Origin of the sequence: Porphyrobacter sp. LM 6, assembly GCF_001720465.1 — a bacterium.
Classification (GTDB): Bacteria; Pseudomonadota; Alphaproteobacteria; order Sphingomonadales; family Sphingomonadaceae; genus Erythrobacter.
Map to the genome: position 1 here is coordinate 186,023 of NZ_CP017113.1, position 13,766 is coordinate 199,788.

14 protein-coding genes and 1 pseudogene are annotated in these 13,766 nt (G+C 65.6%); all 15 read right to left on the bottom strand.

Annotated elements, in window-relative coordinates:
* Window positions 1-64: 64 nt before the first annotated feature.
* Entirely contained in the window at window positions 65-640 is a 576-nt protein-coding gene (locus BG023_RS00935) for a pyridoxamine 5'-phosphate oxidase family protein (RefSeq protein ID WP_069308782.1), read from the bottom strand.
* 17 nt (window positions 641-657) lie between these two features.
* Window positions 658-1,527, bottom strand: a complete 870-nt coding sequence (locus BG023_RS00940) for an alpha/beta fold hydrolase (protein WP_069308783.1) — start codon at window positions 1,525-1,527, stop codon at window positions 658-660.
* Window positions 1,528-1,565: 38 nt separating this feature from the next.
* The gene (locus tag BG023_RS00945) at window positions 1,566-3,086 is read right to left on the bottom strand and encodes a peptide chain release factor 3 (RefSeq protein ID WP_069308784.1); all 1,521 of its coding nucleotides are present in this window, start codon (window positions 3,084-3,086) and stop codon (window positions 1,566-1,568) included.
* On the bottom strand, window positions 3,079-3,828 hold the full coding sequence (locus BG023_RS00950; protein ID WP_069308785.1) for an SDR family NAD(P)-dependent oxidoreductase: 750 nt from the start codon (window positions 3,826-3,828) through the stop codon (window positions 3,079-3,081). The genes BG023_RS00945 and BG023_RS00950 overlap by 8 nt, the downstream gene beginning before the upstream one ends.
* Entirely contained in the window at window positions 3,825-6,215 is a 2,391-nt protein-coding gene (gene pheT, locus BG023_RS00955) for a phenylalanine--tRNA ligase subunit beta (protein ID WP_069308786.1), read from the bottom strand. Before pheT ends, BG023_RS00950 begins: the two co-directional genes overlap by 4 nt.
* On the bottom strand, window positions 6,212-7,312 hold the full coding sequence (pheS, locus tag BG023_RS00960; protein WP_069308787.1) for a phenylalanine--tRNA ligase subunit alpha: 1,101 nt from the start codon (window positions 7,310-7,312) through the stop codon (window positions 6,212-6,214). The genes pheT and pheS overlap by 4 nt, the downstream gene beginning before the upstream one ends.
* A 91-nt stretch (window positions 7,313-7,403) precedes the next feature.
* The gene (locus tag BG023_RS00965; RefSeq protein ID WP_069308788.1) at window positions 7,404-8,303 is read right to left on the bottom strand and encodes a helix-turn-helix domain-containing protein; all 900 of its coding nucleotides are present in this window, start codon (window positions 8,301-8,303) and stop codon (window positions 7,404-7,406) included.
* Window positions 8,304-8,435: 132 nt separating this feature from the next.
* Window positions 8,436-9,353 (bottom strand): helix-turn-helix domain-containing protein, encoded by a 918-nt coding sequence (locus BG023_RS00970; RefSeq protein ID WP_069308789.1) that lies wholly within the window; start codon window positions 9,351-9,353, stop codon window positions 8,436-8,438.
* 129 nt (window positions 9,354-9,482) lie between these two features.
* Complete coding sequence (rplT, locus tag BG023_RS00975) at window positions 9,483-9,842, bottom strand: 50S ribosomal protein L20 (protein WP_069308790.1); 360 nt, start codon at window positions 9,840-9,842, stop codon at window positions 9,483-9,485.
* Window positions 9,843-9,891: 49 nt separating this feature from the next.
* On the bottom strand, window positions 9,892-10,095 hold the full coding sequence (rpmI, locus tag BG023_RS00980) for a 50S ribosomal protein L35 (RefSeq protein WP_026092007.1): 204 nt from the start codon (window positions 10,093-10,095) through the stop codon (window positions 9,892-9,894).
* 147 nt (window positions 10,096-10,242) lie between these two features.
* Complete coding sequence (locus BG023_RS00985; protein ID WP_069308791.1) at window positions 10,243-11,046, bottom strand: lipid II flippase Amj family protein; 804 nt, start codon at window positions 11,044-11,046, stop codon at window positions 10,243-10,245.
* A 13-nt stretch (window positions 11,047-11,059) separates the two neighbouring features.
* Complete coding sequence (locus BG023_RS00990; RefSeq protein WP_069308792.1) at window positions 11,060-11,833, bottom strand: sulfite exporter TauE/SafE family protein; 774 nt, start codon at window positions 11,831-11,833, stop codon at window positions 11,060-11,062.
* 33 nt (window positions 11,834-11,866) lie between these two features.
* Window positions 11,867-12,181 (bottom strand): annotated as a pseudogene (locus tag BG023_RS00995) (TonB-dependent receptor); the annotation flags it as partial.
* Between the two features lie 225 nt (window positions 12,182-12,406).
* Window positions 12,407-12,847, bottom strand: coding sequence for an RrF2 family transcriptional regulator (locus BG023_RS01000; protein ID WP_069308794.1), 441 nt, complete (start codon window positions 12,845-12,847; stop codon window positions 12,407-12,409).
* 50 nt (window positions 12,848-12,897) lie between these two features.
* Complete coding sequence (hisN, locus tag BG023_RS01005; RefSeq protein ID WP_069308795.1) at window positions 12,898-13,680, bottom strand: histidinol-phosphatase; 783 nt, start codon at window positions 13,678-13,680, stop codon at window positions 12,898-12,900.
* Window positions 13,681-13,766: the final 86 nt, after the last annotated feature.

A 13,766-nucleotide genomic window follows, 5' to 3' on the forward strand; every position in this document is an offset into this window, starting at 1 on the left:
TTTTGAGCGCGTGATTAACGATTGGGCAATATTTGCGCCGTGCGCGCGAAAAAACGCTCAACGTTCAGTCCGCATCGCCGCAAATGTAGCGATCGGTGGCGCGGGTCGGCAGGCCATCGATGCTGCGGGTGCGCTTTGCCATCTTGGCCTCCCACTCGGCCGGGTCGGATTGTCGGTGCGCCTTCTTGAGCGTCTCGCGCTCGCCTTCGAGGGACATGAACGGCACGCCCCACCCGCATGAGGTCTGCACGCTTTCGACCGCGATGTCGAAGATCTGGCGCGTCCCTGGCAGCAGCGTGAACTGGCCCGCCAGCTCATCCCATCCGGCATCCTGCGGCAGCACCGGCCGGCCGCGCCCGTAAATCCTCAGGATCAGCGCCGGCTGCTGGAAGTTGCAGAACATCACCGTGATCCGGCCCGGATCGGCCTGATCGGCAGCAAGGTGCGCGTGGGTCTCGTTTCCCGACCCGCCAAGGTCGAGATAGGCCACCCGGGTGGGCGAGAGGACACGGAAGGCATCATAGCCCTTGGGGCTGAGGTTGATCCGCCCCTCGCCCGCCGCCGTCGCAACGAAGAACACCGGCTGGGCGGTGATCATGGCGATGTGCTTGTCGTTCAGTGCCTCGAAGAACTCCGCCATCGCCTGTCTCCCTCAGCCTAGAGAAAATCGCGCAAGGTGGTGATGAAGCGGTCGAACTGGTCGTGATGGAGCCAGTGGCCCGCCTTCTCGAACTCGATCACCTCGGCGGTCTTGAAATGGACGATGCGCCCGTCCTTGGCCGGGTTCGAAGCCCAGCTATCCGCACCATAGAGCAGCAACGTCGGGCACGTGATCGCGCCCCACAGCGCCTCGACAAACTCGTCGCCGATATCCTCGACCGGCCAGACGTTGAGGTGCGGATCGAACTTCCAGCTATAGGTGCCGTCCTCGTTACGGTTGACGCCGTGGACGGTCAGATGCCGCGCCTGCTCCTCGGTGAGGTAGGCGTTCTCCTCGATCATGCGGGCGAAAGCCGCTTCGATGCTTTCGTACTTGCGCGGGGTGCGCCCTGCGGCCTTGCGCTTCTTCTCGATCCATTCGGCGAGCCGCTCCGGATAGGGCGTCGCGCGCTGCTTGGCCCGCATCTCGGGTGATGGGCCGAGACCCTCGATCGCCACGAGCTTGGTCACCATATCGGGGAAGGCGCCCGCATAGCGCAGCGCGACATTGCCGCCCATCGAATGCGCCACCATCCGCACCGGGCCGACGCCAAGCTGATGGATCAGCTGCGCCAGATCATAGACCATGTCGGCAGCGGAATAGACTCCGTCCGAAACCCAGTCGCTATCGCCGTGGCCACGGTGGTCCATCGCGATGACGTGGTAATCCTCGCGCAGCGCCTCGGCGGTCCAGTCCCACGAACGCGCATGATCGCGACCGCCATGCACCAGCACCAGCGGCGGCTTACCCCTACCGCCCCAATCGACATAATTGAGGCGAAGGCGCTGCGAGATGAAGGTCTGCGACGTCGGTCCGGTGTGATGCATGGGCCTTGCCATGCCGCGAACCCGCACGGCCCGCAAGCCTACCTTTCCTTCGTGGCCGAGAAGGTCAGTTCGGGGTTCTTCTCGACCTGATAGCTTACGTCCCACGGGCTCTTGGCCATGAACACATAGTCACCATCACGGTCGCGGGCGAGATTGGCGCGGTTGAAGCTGGCGAACGCATCCAGGGCCTTGTCGTCGCCCTTGATCCAGCGCGCGGTGGCGAAGGGCGAAGGTTCGAGCACGGCTTCGACCTTGTACTCCGCCTCGAGCCGCGAGATCAGCACTTCGAGCTGCAACTGGCCGACCACGCCGACGATGTGCTGCGAGCCGATTTCGGGGTGGAATACCTGGATCACGCCCTCTTCCGAAAGGTCGTCGAGCGCCTTGCGCAGCTGCTTCGTCTTGGTCGGGTCGCGCAATTGCACGCGGCGCAGAATCTCCGGCGCGAAGTTGGGAAGGCCCGTGAAGCGCACCTGATTGCGCTCCGACAGGGTATCGCCCACCCGCAAGGTGCCGTGATTGGGGATGCCGATGATGTCGCCCGCCTCAGCGGTATCGGCCAATTCGCGGTCCTGCGCGAAGAACAGGATCGGCGAGTGCACCGCGATCGGCTTGCCCAGCCCGCTCGGCGTCAGCTTCATGCCGCGTTTGAAGGTGCCCGAAACCTGCCGCATGAAGGCGATCCGGTCGCGGTGGTTGGGATCCATATTGGCCTGCACCTTGAAGATGAAGCCGGTGACCTCGTCGCGTTCGGGGCTGATCTGCTCCTCGCCTGCCGGCTGAGGACGCGGCGGGGGGGCAAAGCGGGCGATCGCGTCGATTAGCTCGGTCACGCCGAAGTTCTTCAGCGCCGATCCGAAATAGACCGGGGTCAGGTCGCCGTGGCGGAAGGCCTCAAGGTCGAACTCCGGATAGCCGCCGCGCGCAAGTTCGATCTCGTCGGCGAAACGCGCCGGGATAGCCGCCGTGTCACGCGTGCCGAGGAATTCGCGGCTGGGGCCTTCGGGGCGACTGACGGTCTCGGTGGCGAAGTCGAGCAGGCCTTCGAACTCGCCCCCCATCCCGATCGGCCACATCTGGGGCGACACATCGAGCGCCAGCATGTCGGCGACCTCGTCCAGCGTCTCGAAGGGATCGCGGCCCTCGCGGTCGACCTTGTTGACGAAGGTGATGATCGGCACAGAACGCAGGCGGCACACCTCGAACAGCTTGCGGGTCTGCGGCTCGATACCCTTGGCGGCGTCGATCACCATCACCGCCGAGTCCACTGCGGTCAGCGTGCGGTAGGTGTCTTCCGAGAAATCCTCGTGCCCCGGCGTGTCGAGCAGGTTGAAGACGATCCCGTCCTTCTGGAAGGTCATCACCGAGGAGGTGACCGAGATCCCGCGCTGCTGCTCGATCTTCATCCAGTCCGACCGCGCTCGCCGCGCCGCGCCGCGCGCCTTGACCTCGCCGGCCAAGTGGATCGCGCCGCCTTGCAGCAGCAGCTTTTCGGTGAGCGTGGTCTTACCTGCGTCAGGGTGCGAGATGATCGCGAAGGTGCGGCGATTGCTAGTCATTTCGCGCGACGCGGAAGCCCGCGAAGTCCTGGTTGACCGGCATCAGCTCGATCCGGTTGATGTTGAGATGCGGCGGCAGCGTGGCGATCCACAGGATCGTCGCCGCGATGTCATCCCCCGTCATCGGGTTCACGCCGCGATAAAGATCGTCCGAGGCCTGCTGGCTGCCGGTGCGGACCACGGTGAACTCGGTCTCGACCATCCCCGGCTCGATGCTGGTGACGCGCACCCCGGTCCCGTGAAGATCGGCGCGCAGCGCGAGCGTGAAGTGGTTCACGAAGGCCTTGGACCCGGCATAGACATTGCCGCCCGGATAGAGGTAGCTCCCCGCGACCGATCCGATCGCGATGATCGCGCCATTGCGCGCGATCAGCTGCGGCAGGAGCTTGCGGGTCAGCACCACCATCGCGGTGACATTGGTATCGATCATCGTCTGCCAATCATCGAGATTGGCATTCTGCGCGGCCGAAAGGCCCTGCGCGAGCCCCGCGTTGTTCACCAGCAGATCAATGTCGCGAAAAGCCTCGGGCAGGCTCGCCAGCGCGGCATCGAGCGCGGCCGTGTCGCGCACGTCGAAGCAAGCGGTATGAACCTTGTCCGCCCCCAGCTCCGCGACCAGCGCGTCGAGCCGTTCCTGCCGCCGCCCGGTGGCAACGCAGCGCCAGCCCGCGCCGACCAGCGCACGCACGGTGGCCGCGCCGATCCCGGCGGTCGCGCCGGTGACGAAAGCCGTCTTGATCATCCGCGCAGTTCCCCGCCCAGCTTGGCCGCCGCAGCGACGACCTTTTCGGCGATGGCCTTCAACTCGGCATCCTTGAAGCTTGCCTCGCCAGGCTGGAGCGTGACTTCGATCGCGACCGACTTGTGACCCTCGGGCACGCCTTGCCCGGCGAAAACGTCGAACACGCGCACGCCGGTGATTGCGGCCTTGTCCGCGCCCTGCACCGCGCGCACCAGATCGCCCGCAGCGAGGCTGGCAGGCACGAGGAAGGCGAAGTCACGGGTCACAGCCTGCAAGGCCGGCGGGTTGAAGCCCGGACGCGCAAAGGCCGCGCCCTTCTTGGCCGGAATGGCATCGAGGAACAGCTCGACCGCCGCGACCGGCCCGTCCATGTCGAACGCCTTGAGCGTTGCCGGATGCACCATCCCGAACCGCGCCAGCACGACCTTCGGCCCGAGCCGCAGGGTGGCCGACTGGCCGGGGTGGAACTGGCCACCCGCCTCACCCATCACCATCAGATTGGCAACCGGCGCGCCAGCGGCTTCGAGCAGCTGGAGCGCGAGCGCCTTGGCATCATAGGCATCGAACGCCTTGGCCTTGCCGCTCTGCCAGCCGCGCTGGGTCTTTTCGCCCGCGAGCACGATGCCAAGCGTCGGCTTCTCGTCGCTGAGGCCGGCTTGCCCGCGGAAATAACGCCGCCCGATCTCGAACAGGCGCGAGGTTTCCGCACCGCGATCGGCATTGCGCTTGGCCGCGATCAGCAGACCCGGCAGCAGCGAGGGGCGCATCGCCTTCAGATCCTCGCTGATCGGATTGGCGAGCACCCACAGCGCCTGCCCCTCGCCAGCGAAATGCTCCGCCGCCCATTCGGGCAGGAAGCTCCAGGTCACCGCCTCGTTCAATCCGCTCGCGGCGGCGGCACGGCGTAGACCGCGCTCGAGCTTCTGCTGCGGCGTGGCGGTGGGCCGGGCGACGCCTTCCACGCGGGGAAGCGCGACGCTCGCCACCTTGTCGAGGCCGTGGATGCGCACGACTTCCTCGACCAGATCAGCCGGGCCTTCGATATCGTGGCGGCGCAGCGGGCAAGTGACCTGCCAGTCTGCACCCACCGCAAAACCGAGGCTTTCAAGGATGCGCTTCTGCTCGCCCTCGGCCACGTCCACTCCGCCAAGACGCAGCGTCAGGCCGGGATCGAAGGCGATCACCTTGGGCTCGCTCGGCGGCGAACCGGCGCGCACGACCTCGCTGGGCGTGCCGCCTGCCATTTCGACAATCAGGCCGGTGAGCAGATCGAGGCCGTCGTCGAGAAACGCCGGGTCCACGCCGCGCTCGAACCGCGTGCGCGCGTCGGACGACAGGCCGAGCTTGCGCCCCGTCGCGCCGATGCGCGCCGGATCGAAATAGGCGATTTCGAGCAGCACGTCGGTGGTGCTCTCGCTCACACCCGAATGCTCGCCGCCCATGATCCCGGCGATGTCGTGCACACCCGCATCGTCGGCGATCACGGTCATCTCGGCATCGAGCGTGTAGGTCTTCTCGTTGAGCGCCAGCACCTCTTCACCGTCCTTCGCGCGGCGGGCGACCACCGCGCCTTGCAGCTTGGCAAGGTCATAGGCGTGCGCCGGACGCCCGAAGCCGAGCATCAGGTAGTTGGTGAGGTCGACCAGCAGCGAGATCGGGCGCTGGCCTGCACTCTTGAGCCGCGCCTGAAGCCAGTCGGGCGAAGCGCCGTTGGTCACACGCTTCACCACGCGGCCATAGAACGCCGGGCAGCCTTCGGGATCTTCGGTGCGGATTTCGACCGGACATGCGCCCGCAGCGCGGAACGCGGGCATGGCAATCGGCTTCAGCGTCCCCAGTCCCTTCGCGGCCAGATCGCGGGCGATGCCGTATACGCCCATGCAGTCGGGGCGGTTGGGGGTCACCGCGACTTCGATCACCGGATCGCTGCCGTGGTAATCGGCAAAGGCGGTGCCGACCGGTGCGTCATCCGGCAGTTCGATGATCCCGTCGTGATCGTCGCCCAGTTCGAGTTCGCGGGTCGAGCACATCATGCCGTTCGATTCGACGCCGCGGATCGCGCTCTTGCGCAGCACCATGCCGTTGGCGGGAACGGTTGCGCCGGGCAGGCCGAGCACGCCCTTCATCCCCGCGCGCGCATTGGGCGCGCCGCAGACGACCTGGAGCGGCTGGCCGTCACCCGTGTCGACGGTGAGCACCTGCAGCTTGTCGGCATCGGGGTGGCGCGCGGCGGTCAGCACGTGAGCGATGCGGAAGCCCGCAAGCTTTTCAGCCGGGTCTTCCACGCCCTCGACCTCAAGCCCGATGGCGTTGAGCGCGTCGCAGATTTCGGTGACGGTGGCGGTGGTCTCAAGGTAATCCTTGAGCCAGGTCAGCGAAAACTTCATGCCTTCGCTCCCACGCCAGCGGAAAGGGTCGGCTGGTCGAACGGCGAGAAGCCGTAATGCGCCAGCCAGCGCGGATCGCCATCGAAGAAGGCGCGCAGGTCGTTCATCCCGTATTTGAGCTGGGCGAGACGGTCGACCCCGGTGCCGAAGGCAAAGCCCTGCCATTCGTCGGGATCGAGCCCGGCAGCGGCGATCACCCGGCGGTTGACCATTCCGCTGCCCAGCACCTCCATCCACGCATGGCCGGGCTCATCGCCCGACCCGCCGACGATCCGGCGCCCGCCCTCCATCGCATAGCCGACATCGATCTCGACGCTCGGCTCGGTGAAGGGGAAGTAGCTCGGGCGCAGCCGCAGCACGATATCCTCGCGCTCGAAGAACGCCTTGAGGAAGGTTTCCAGTGTCCACTTCAGGTGGCCGAGGTGGATGTCCTTGTCGATCACCAGACCTTCGATCTGGTGGAACATCGGGGTGTGCGTGGCATCGCTGTCCGAGCGATAGACCCGGCCCGGGGCGATGATACGCAGCGGCGCGCCGTGTTCCTGCATCGCGCGGATCTGCACCGGCGAGGTGTGGGTGCGCAGCAGGATATCCTTCCCGTCGACCGTCTTGTCCGGGAAGTAGAAGGTATCGTGCATCGCCCGCGCGGGGTGGGTTTCGTCCATGTTGAGCGCGGTGAAGTTGTGCCAGTCGTCCTCGATCTCCGGGCCGGTCGCCACGGCAAAGCCAAGGTCGGCGAAGATTTCGGCGAGTTCGTCCATCACCTGGCTGACCGGATGGACCGAACCCTTGGACGCGGCCTCGGCCGGCAGGGTCAGGTCGATCGTTTCGCGCGCAAGCCGGGCATCGAGCTCGGCGGCTTCCAGCGCGGCCTTCTTGGCATCAAGCGCATCGGCGATTGCTGCGCGTGCGGACTGGATCGCGGGAGCGGCAGCGGTGCGCTCCTCCGGGCTCATGCCGCCCAGAGTTTTGAGGGCAAGGCTCACCCAGCCCTTCTTGCCGAGCGTTTCGAGCCGCTCGGCTTCGAGCGCATCGAGGCTTTGCGCCCCGGCAATCGCGGCCAGCGCGGCCTCAGTCTGGGATGTAATGTCGGTCATGGCCCTGGGTGTTCTGCACGCGGAATTTCGCGGGCCGTCCGCTAGCGGCAAATCGCAGGTTTTGCAAAGTGCCAGTCGGTTCTCGCTCGCGTCAGGCGGGTTCCACGCCCGCCGGTGTATGCAAGCCCTGCACGGCATGACCGGCCGCCGCCATCCGCGCCTGCGCCGCCGCCAGCATCAACGGCTTGTCGAGCCGCGCATAGTCTGACGGGCTCATCCCCATGAAACGCTTGAAATCACGCACGAAATGTGACTGATCGTGATAGTGCGATCCAAGCACCCCGAGCCATTTGAGCGACGGGTCGAGCATGAAGCGCTCAAGGCTGCGCAGGAACCGCTGGCGCCGCAGCAGCAGCTTGGGCGGAAAGCCGAAGGCGCGCAGGCACAGCCGTTCGAGCGAGCGCACATTCATGTCGAGCCGCGCGGCAAGATCGGCCACCACGATCATCTCGGGATCGACCAGCGCGGCATTCAGTGCAGCAATCGCCGAGTCAACTGGAGCAGCATCCGCCACAATCCGCGCCATATGCGCCTCGATCAGTGCCAGTTCCTCGGCATAGTCGCCGCTGCTTGCCGCCAGCGCCGCCGCGAGCGGAACGAAGGCGGCAAAGGCGGGATCGGCCTGCGCATCGACATAGCGGTCGGCATAATCGGCGGCCGGCACACCGAACAGCGCTGCCCATCCCTGCGGCATCAATCCGATACCCCAACTGCGCCCCGCCCCCATCCGGAAGTGCATTGACCGGCTCGTCGGCCCGGTCACGGCGAAAGCCGGCGAGGGGCGGACATCGCCCGGCCCGATCATCGCCTGCGCGGCAACCTTGCCGAGGAAGCGGATATTGGCCCATTCGGGGTGCAGGTAATCTTCGAGCCACGGATCGAACGGGCTGCAAGTGACATCGGTGCAGTAATAGGTGGTGACGAACGGGCGCAGGGGTTCCGCGGGCAGGGCGAAACGCACCTGAACCGAATTGCCTGCCCTGGCACGCATGAGCGCCCACCCCCTCGTCTGCGCGCGTCCGAGAGAATCGTGTCCGCGCGCGGCATTCCTCTGCCACAGCCCGTGCCTCCCGGCAAAGGATTGGAGGCCAATCAGCCGCTCCGGAATGGATACAAACGATTGCTAGGCGCGCGGCGGGTCGAGCGTCTGCGCCGGACTGCCCCAAATCCGCGCACGGGCTTCCATGAACGAGGTCAGGATCGGGTGATCGAGCGCGGCATATTCGCTCGGATTCATGGTCATGAATTCGTGGAACTCGCGGGTGAACTGCGCCTGATCGTGGTAATGCGCGTCCATCGCTTCGGTCCAGCGGCTGCCGCGCTGGAGCATGTAGGTGGTCAGGCTGCGCATGAAGCGCTGGCGGCGCATCAGCAGCTTGGGCGAGAAACCGAAGTAGCGCGCGCACAGCCGTTCGAGCGTCCGCACGCTCATCGCGCAGGCATCGGCCAGATCATGCACCGAAGCGTGTTCGCCATTGACCAGCTCGGCATGGATGCGGCGGATGCGGGCATCGTCGCGGGTCGGGCGGAGCAGACGGGACATCGCCGCCACCAGCGCATCATACTGCGCTTCGACATCGGCGGCGGGATCGCACAGCGTTTCGGATAGGTAGGCAAAGCGCTGGAAGGCCGGGTGCGCGGCGCCATCGCAGATCATGTTGGCGCAGGCGCTCGCGTCGGCATCGATCAGCCGCGCCCAGCCGAGCGGCAGGAGCCCCACGCCCCACATCCGCACCGGCCCCAGCGTAAAGCGGCATGGCAGCGCGCTCGGCCCGGTGGCGACGAATCGCGCTCCGCTGACCTGCGTTGCGCCGATCCCGGCCTCGGGCGCATTGCCGCAGAAGAAGCGGATATTGCCCCATTCCGGCTGGAGATAATCGGTCTGCCGCGCGCCCGGATCATCCACCTCGAGCGTTAGGCGATAGAAGGTCGTGAAGCAGCCTTCGAACTGCGGCGGCGGTTCGCGGAATTCGGCCTGAAGCCGGTAGCCCGCACCCGGGGTATCGCCCCGCACGGCCTTAGTAGTCGCCACATCCGCCATGCGCGCCTTCCTGCCGCAAGTGGCGCGCTTCTACAAGAATGCTGGCGCCTTCCTACAACCGCGCAAAGAAAAAGGCGGGCTCCCGCAGGAACCCGCCTTCATGTCTTTCGCCAGAGCGCTCTGTCGGCGTTACGCCGGCAGGGCTGCCTTTGCCTGAGCGATCACGGCCTTGAAGGCACCGCCTTCGTTCATGGCGAGATCGGCCATCGCCTTGCGGTCGAGTTCGATGCCTGCCAGCTTGATGCCGTGCATGAACTGCGAATAGGTCAGGCCTTCCACGCGGACGGCAGCGTTGATGCGCTGGATCCACAGAGCGCGGAAGTTCCGCTTCTTCACCTTGCGGTCGCGGTAGGCGTACTGGCCTGCCTTTTCGACCGCCTGACGGGCGATGCGGATGGTGTTCTTGCGGCGACCGCGATAGCCCTTGGCTTGGTCGAGAATCCGCTTGTGCTTGGCGCGGGTGGTAACACCGCGTTTGATGCGAGGCATATCAGTCTATCCTTATCTTGAGGACGCGTGGGCCGTCAGGCCGCTCGCATCAATCGAGCCCGTAGGGCGCCCACTTCTTGATCGTCGGCGTATCGTTGGCCGACAGGACCGAAGTGCCGCGGTTGGTGCGGATATACTTCGCATTGTGGCTGATCAGGCGGTGACGCTTGCCAGCGACGCCGTGCTTGACCTTGCCGGTGGCGGTGATCTTGAAGCGCTTCTTCACACCGCTCTTGGTCTTCAGCTTGGGCATTTTCATCTCCTAGTAGAGACACGTCGAAACCGGCCATGGCAGCCCTTGTCGCCAGGCTGGCAGATTGATTCGTGTCAGTGAAGTGCGCGCGCTTAGGCGGGAGGGGCGCGAAAGGCAAGGGGTTTGGCGCCCGATCGGGCTGGCCGGTCAGATCCAGCCCGCAGCCCATGCGATCACCACCGCAGCCGGCACAAGCAGCGCCTGCGCCAGAACAGTGCCGACAAGACGGCTGAGCGAGACCCATATCATCGCCCGGCGGAATGTCGCCTCGCTTACCGTGCCGTCGACCACATCGTCGGTCAGCGCGGAGATCTGCGGGTCGATCAGCGCGAACAGCAGGATCGTGGCAAAGCCATTGACGATCGCGGTCATCTGCGAGGCGGTGACGCGGAATTCCGGCACCAGATATCCAGCATAGAGCGAGGCGAGCACCCCCACCGCCAGCAGGCCTTGCGCGGCGGCATTGGCGATCAGCACCGCCCAGCTCACCCCGCGCGGGCGCTTGAGGGCGCGCAGCGTTTCGGCAGACGGCAGCGCAATCGAATCCCGGATGGTGTGCAGCCCCGCCGGAGTAACGCTGCGCAGCAGCAGCCGTGTGGTCGAACGGTTGGCTTGAAAGAAGGTGATGGCTGCGGCGAACAGCCGCTGTCCGGTTGGCACCAGCAGGATGCCCACCAGCACTGCCCCCGCCGCAGAAGCCAGCACCAGCCGCAACTCCCACAGCAAAGCGTCGCCGCCGCCGCTCGCCAGCGCGGTCTCGATGCGCTTGGCAAGGAAGGGGCCGAGGAACCCGTTCGAGGTGCGCGAGACCAGCAGCAGGATGTTGAACAGCGCAAAGCTGAGCGCGATCCTGCCGGTGCGCACGCCTGCAATCCGCGCCGCATAGGCCAGCGCGCCGATGACGTTGATCAGCGCGGTCAGCGCGCAGATGAGGATGAGTTCGGTGTCCAAGCGGGCGGGTCTCTCAGATGATCGGCCAAGCCCTGTAAATGCTGAAGGCGCTTGTCGCGATCAGCACGAGCGACACCCCGACCAGCAGCACCCGCGGGCGCACCCGGCTGGCGAGCACGGCTCCAAAGGGCGCGGCGATCACGCCCCCGATGATCAGCCCCACCGTGATCAAGGTGAAGGCGGCAAAGCCGAGCGTCGCGATAAAGGCGATCGAGATCGACAGGGTCAGCAGGAACTCGGCAGAATTGACCGTGCCGATCACCTTCCTCGGATCGCCGCCCTGCACCAGCAGCTTGGACGTCACCACCGGCCCCCAGCCGCCGCCACCAGCGGCATCAAGGAAACCGCCAACCACCGCCAGGGGACGCGTGAAACGCGGATTTTCCGCACGGGGCTGCCACGGACGCAGCCCGCGCCACAGCAGATAGAACCCGATCCCGGTCAGATAGAGCATCACATAGGGCTTCGCCGCCGAGGCATCGACGCTGGAGAGCAGATAGGCCCCCGTCACCCCGCCCAGCACACCGAACGGCACCAGCCGCCTGAACAGCCCCCAGTCGACATTCCGGTGCCAGATATGGCTCGCGCCCGAGGCACCGGTCGTGAACAGCTCGACGACGTGCACACTCGCCGAGGCTGTCGCGGGCGGCACGCCCAGCGCGCTCACCAGCAGGGTCTGGGTGATCACCCCGAAGGCCATGCCCAGCGCTCCGTCGATCATCTGCGCCGCCATGCCGATGGCAATGAACGGCGCGATGTCGATCAGGAGCGGTAACAAATCTGGCATGAGGCATGTCCTCTCTGGCGGTACGGGCAGGGATCAGAATGCGATGCTGGCGGTCGCGCCCCAGGTGCGCGGATCACCCGGAAGGCCTGCGATCAGCCCGGTATTGCCCGGGCCGACAAACAATTGCTCGAAATAGTTTTCGTCAAACGCATTGCGCACCCAGGCGAAGAGGTTGAGTCCGTCATCTGAACGGAAACCAAGGCGAAAATTGGACAAGTCGTAGCCGGCAACATTGGTGTAGGCCGATGGTGAGGGGTTGGACGAGAAGTTCGAACGATAGCTTCCGTCATAGCCCAGATAGACTTCGCCCCGCCTGCCGAAAAAGGTTGCCGGGAGGTTGCTTTCAGCCCTGTCAGCGTCTGGCCGGGAGCGAAAAAGCATCACTGCGCCGCCGGTGCTTCGGGCAGATTGTTTCTCGTCACGGTCCATCAATGGGCCTTTCGTTACGCGGAATCAGTCCGCAACGAAGAAACTATACTCAAGTATTTTGGTTGACAATGGCGCCAGCACATCAAATTTTCTAAGCGCTGGTGAAAGGTGAGGTTTGTGCGCCGAAGCGAATTTCGGGCGCGATCAGGCCTCGTCGTCCGTGAACGGGGGGACCGGCGTGATCGGATCGCACAGGCGGATCCCGTCGAGTATCTCGGCTGTCCGGTCGCGCACGTCGAGCATCAGCGCGCGGGTGCGGCATTCGCCTTCTTCGAGGCAGTTCTTGCACTTCTCGTGCGCGTAGCGGCTGGCGCAGGGCACCAGCGCAAGGCTGCCGCGCATATGCCGGATGAGATCGCCATAGGTGATATCGATCGGCGGGATCGCCAGCCAATAGCCCCCGTCCCGCCCGCGCTGTGATGCGACCAGTCCCGACCGCGTCAGTTCCGACAGCAACACAGTGAGGAACTTCGCCGGGATCTTCTGCGCATCGGCAATAGCCGCCAGTTGCACCGGCCCCTGCCCGTAATTGTCGGCAAGGTGCTGCATGGCGCGGATCGCATAGCGGGTCTTCTGGGACAGCATCGCGCTTTGCCTATCCGCCGAGTGCGCTATGCGGTCAAGCGTGCGGCGCTCTAACCCATCGCTTCGAGGACATCCTCGAGCCGCGCCGGATCGCCAATCGCTATCACCGTGCCGTCCGATCCGGCGTCGAGCGGGTTGCCCTGCCAATCGGCCATCATCCCGCCCGCGCCTTCGACCACCGGCACCAGTGCGGCATAATCGTGGAGCTTGAGGCCCGCCTCGATCACGAGGTCGATATGGCCGCTCGCGACCAGCCCGTAGTTGTAGCAATCCCCGCCGTAGATGATCTTCTTCTCGGCGACCTGCTTGGCGACCGACATGAAGGCATCGGCCTCTTCATCGGTGAAGAGATGCGGGCTGGTGGTCGCAAGCACCGCATCGCCAAGCTCCTTGAGCGGCTTGGCCTGTGCGGGCTTGCCATTGAACAGTGTCGGCTGGCCGATCCGCCCAACCCAGCGCTCGCCCGCGATCGGCTGATCGATAATGCCGAGCACCGGCCAGCCGTCCTGCAACAGCGCGATCAGCGTGCCGAAGATCGGGCGGCCGGCGATGAAGCTGGTGGTGCCGTCGATCGGATCGAGCACCCACTGGCGGCCTGCGCCTTCATTGCGGGTGCCGTATTCCTCGCCGATGATGCCGTCGGCGGGGAAGGCCTCCTCGATCAGCGCACGCATCGCGGCTTCGGCGGCGCGGTCGGCCTCGGTGACGAAGGAGCGATCAGCCTTGCGTTCGTGGCTCCACGCCCCCCGGAACAGCGGACGGATGGCGGCTCCCGCAGCATCGGCAAGGCGCAGGGCAAGGGCGAGATCGCGGTCGGTTCGGGCATCGGTCATGGCTCGCTGCGTTCAACTGGGCGCACGCGATTTGCAAGCGCGAAAGATGCGTGATGCTTTGCAACCGCCCGAAATCGGTTAGGGTA

Coding starts and splice junctions, on each gene's coding strand:
- BG023_RS00935 (WP_069308782.1), bottom strand. CDS start 640: ATGGCGGAGTTCTTCGAGGCACTGAACGACAAGCACATCGCCATGATC.
- rpmI (WP_026092007.1), bottom strand. CDS start 10,095: ATGCCCAAGCTGAAGACCAAGAGCGGTGTGAAGAAGCGCTTCAAGATC.
- BG023_RS00990 (WP_069308792.1), bottom strand. CDS start 11,833: ATGCCAGATTTGTTACCGCTCCTGATCGACATCGCGCCGTTCATTGCC.
- BG023_RS01000 (WP_069308794.1), bottom strand. CDS start 12,847: ATGCTGTCCCAGAAGACCCGCTATGCGATCCGCGCCATGCAGCACCTT.
- rplT (WP_069308790.1), bottom strand. CDS start 9,842: ATGCCTCGCATCAAACGCGGTGTTACCACCCGCGCCAAGCACAAGCGG.
- pheT (WP_069308786.1), bottom strand. CDS start 6,215: ATGAAGTTTTCGCTGACCTGGCTCAAGGATTACCTTGAGACCACCGCC.
- BG023_RS00965 (WP_069308788.1), bottom strand. CDS start 8,303: ATGCGTGCCAGGGCAGGCAATTCGGTTCAGGTGCGTTTCGCCCTGCCC.
- BG023_RS00950 (WP_069308785.1), bottom strand. CDS start 3,828: ATGATCAAGACGGCTTTCGTCACCGGCGCGACCGCCGGGATCGGCGCG.
- BG023_RS00940 (WP_069308783.1), bottom strand. CDS start 1,527: ATGCATCACACCGGACCGACGTCGCAGACCTTCATCTCGCAGCGCCTT.
- pheS (WP_069308787.1), bottom strand. CDS start 7,312: ATGACCGACATTACATCCCAGACTGAGGCCGCGCTGGCCGCGATTGCC.
- BG023_RS00945 (WP_069308784.1), bottom strand. CDS start 3,086: ATGACTAGCAATCGCCGCACCTTCGCGATCATCTCGCACCCTGACGCA.
- BG023_RS00970 (WP_069308789.1), bottom strand. CDS start 9,353: ATGGCGGATGTGGCGACTACTAAGGCCGTGCGGGGCGATACCCCGGGT.
- hisN (WP_069308795.1), bottom strand. CDS start 13,680: ATGACCGATGCCCGAACCGACCGCGATCTCGCCCTTGCCCTGCGCCTT.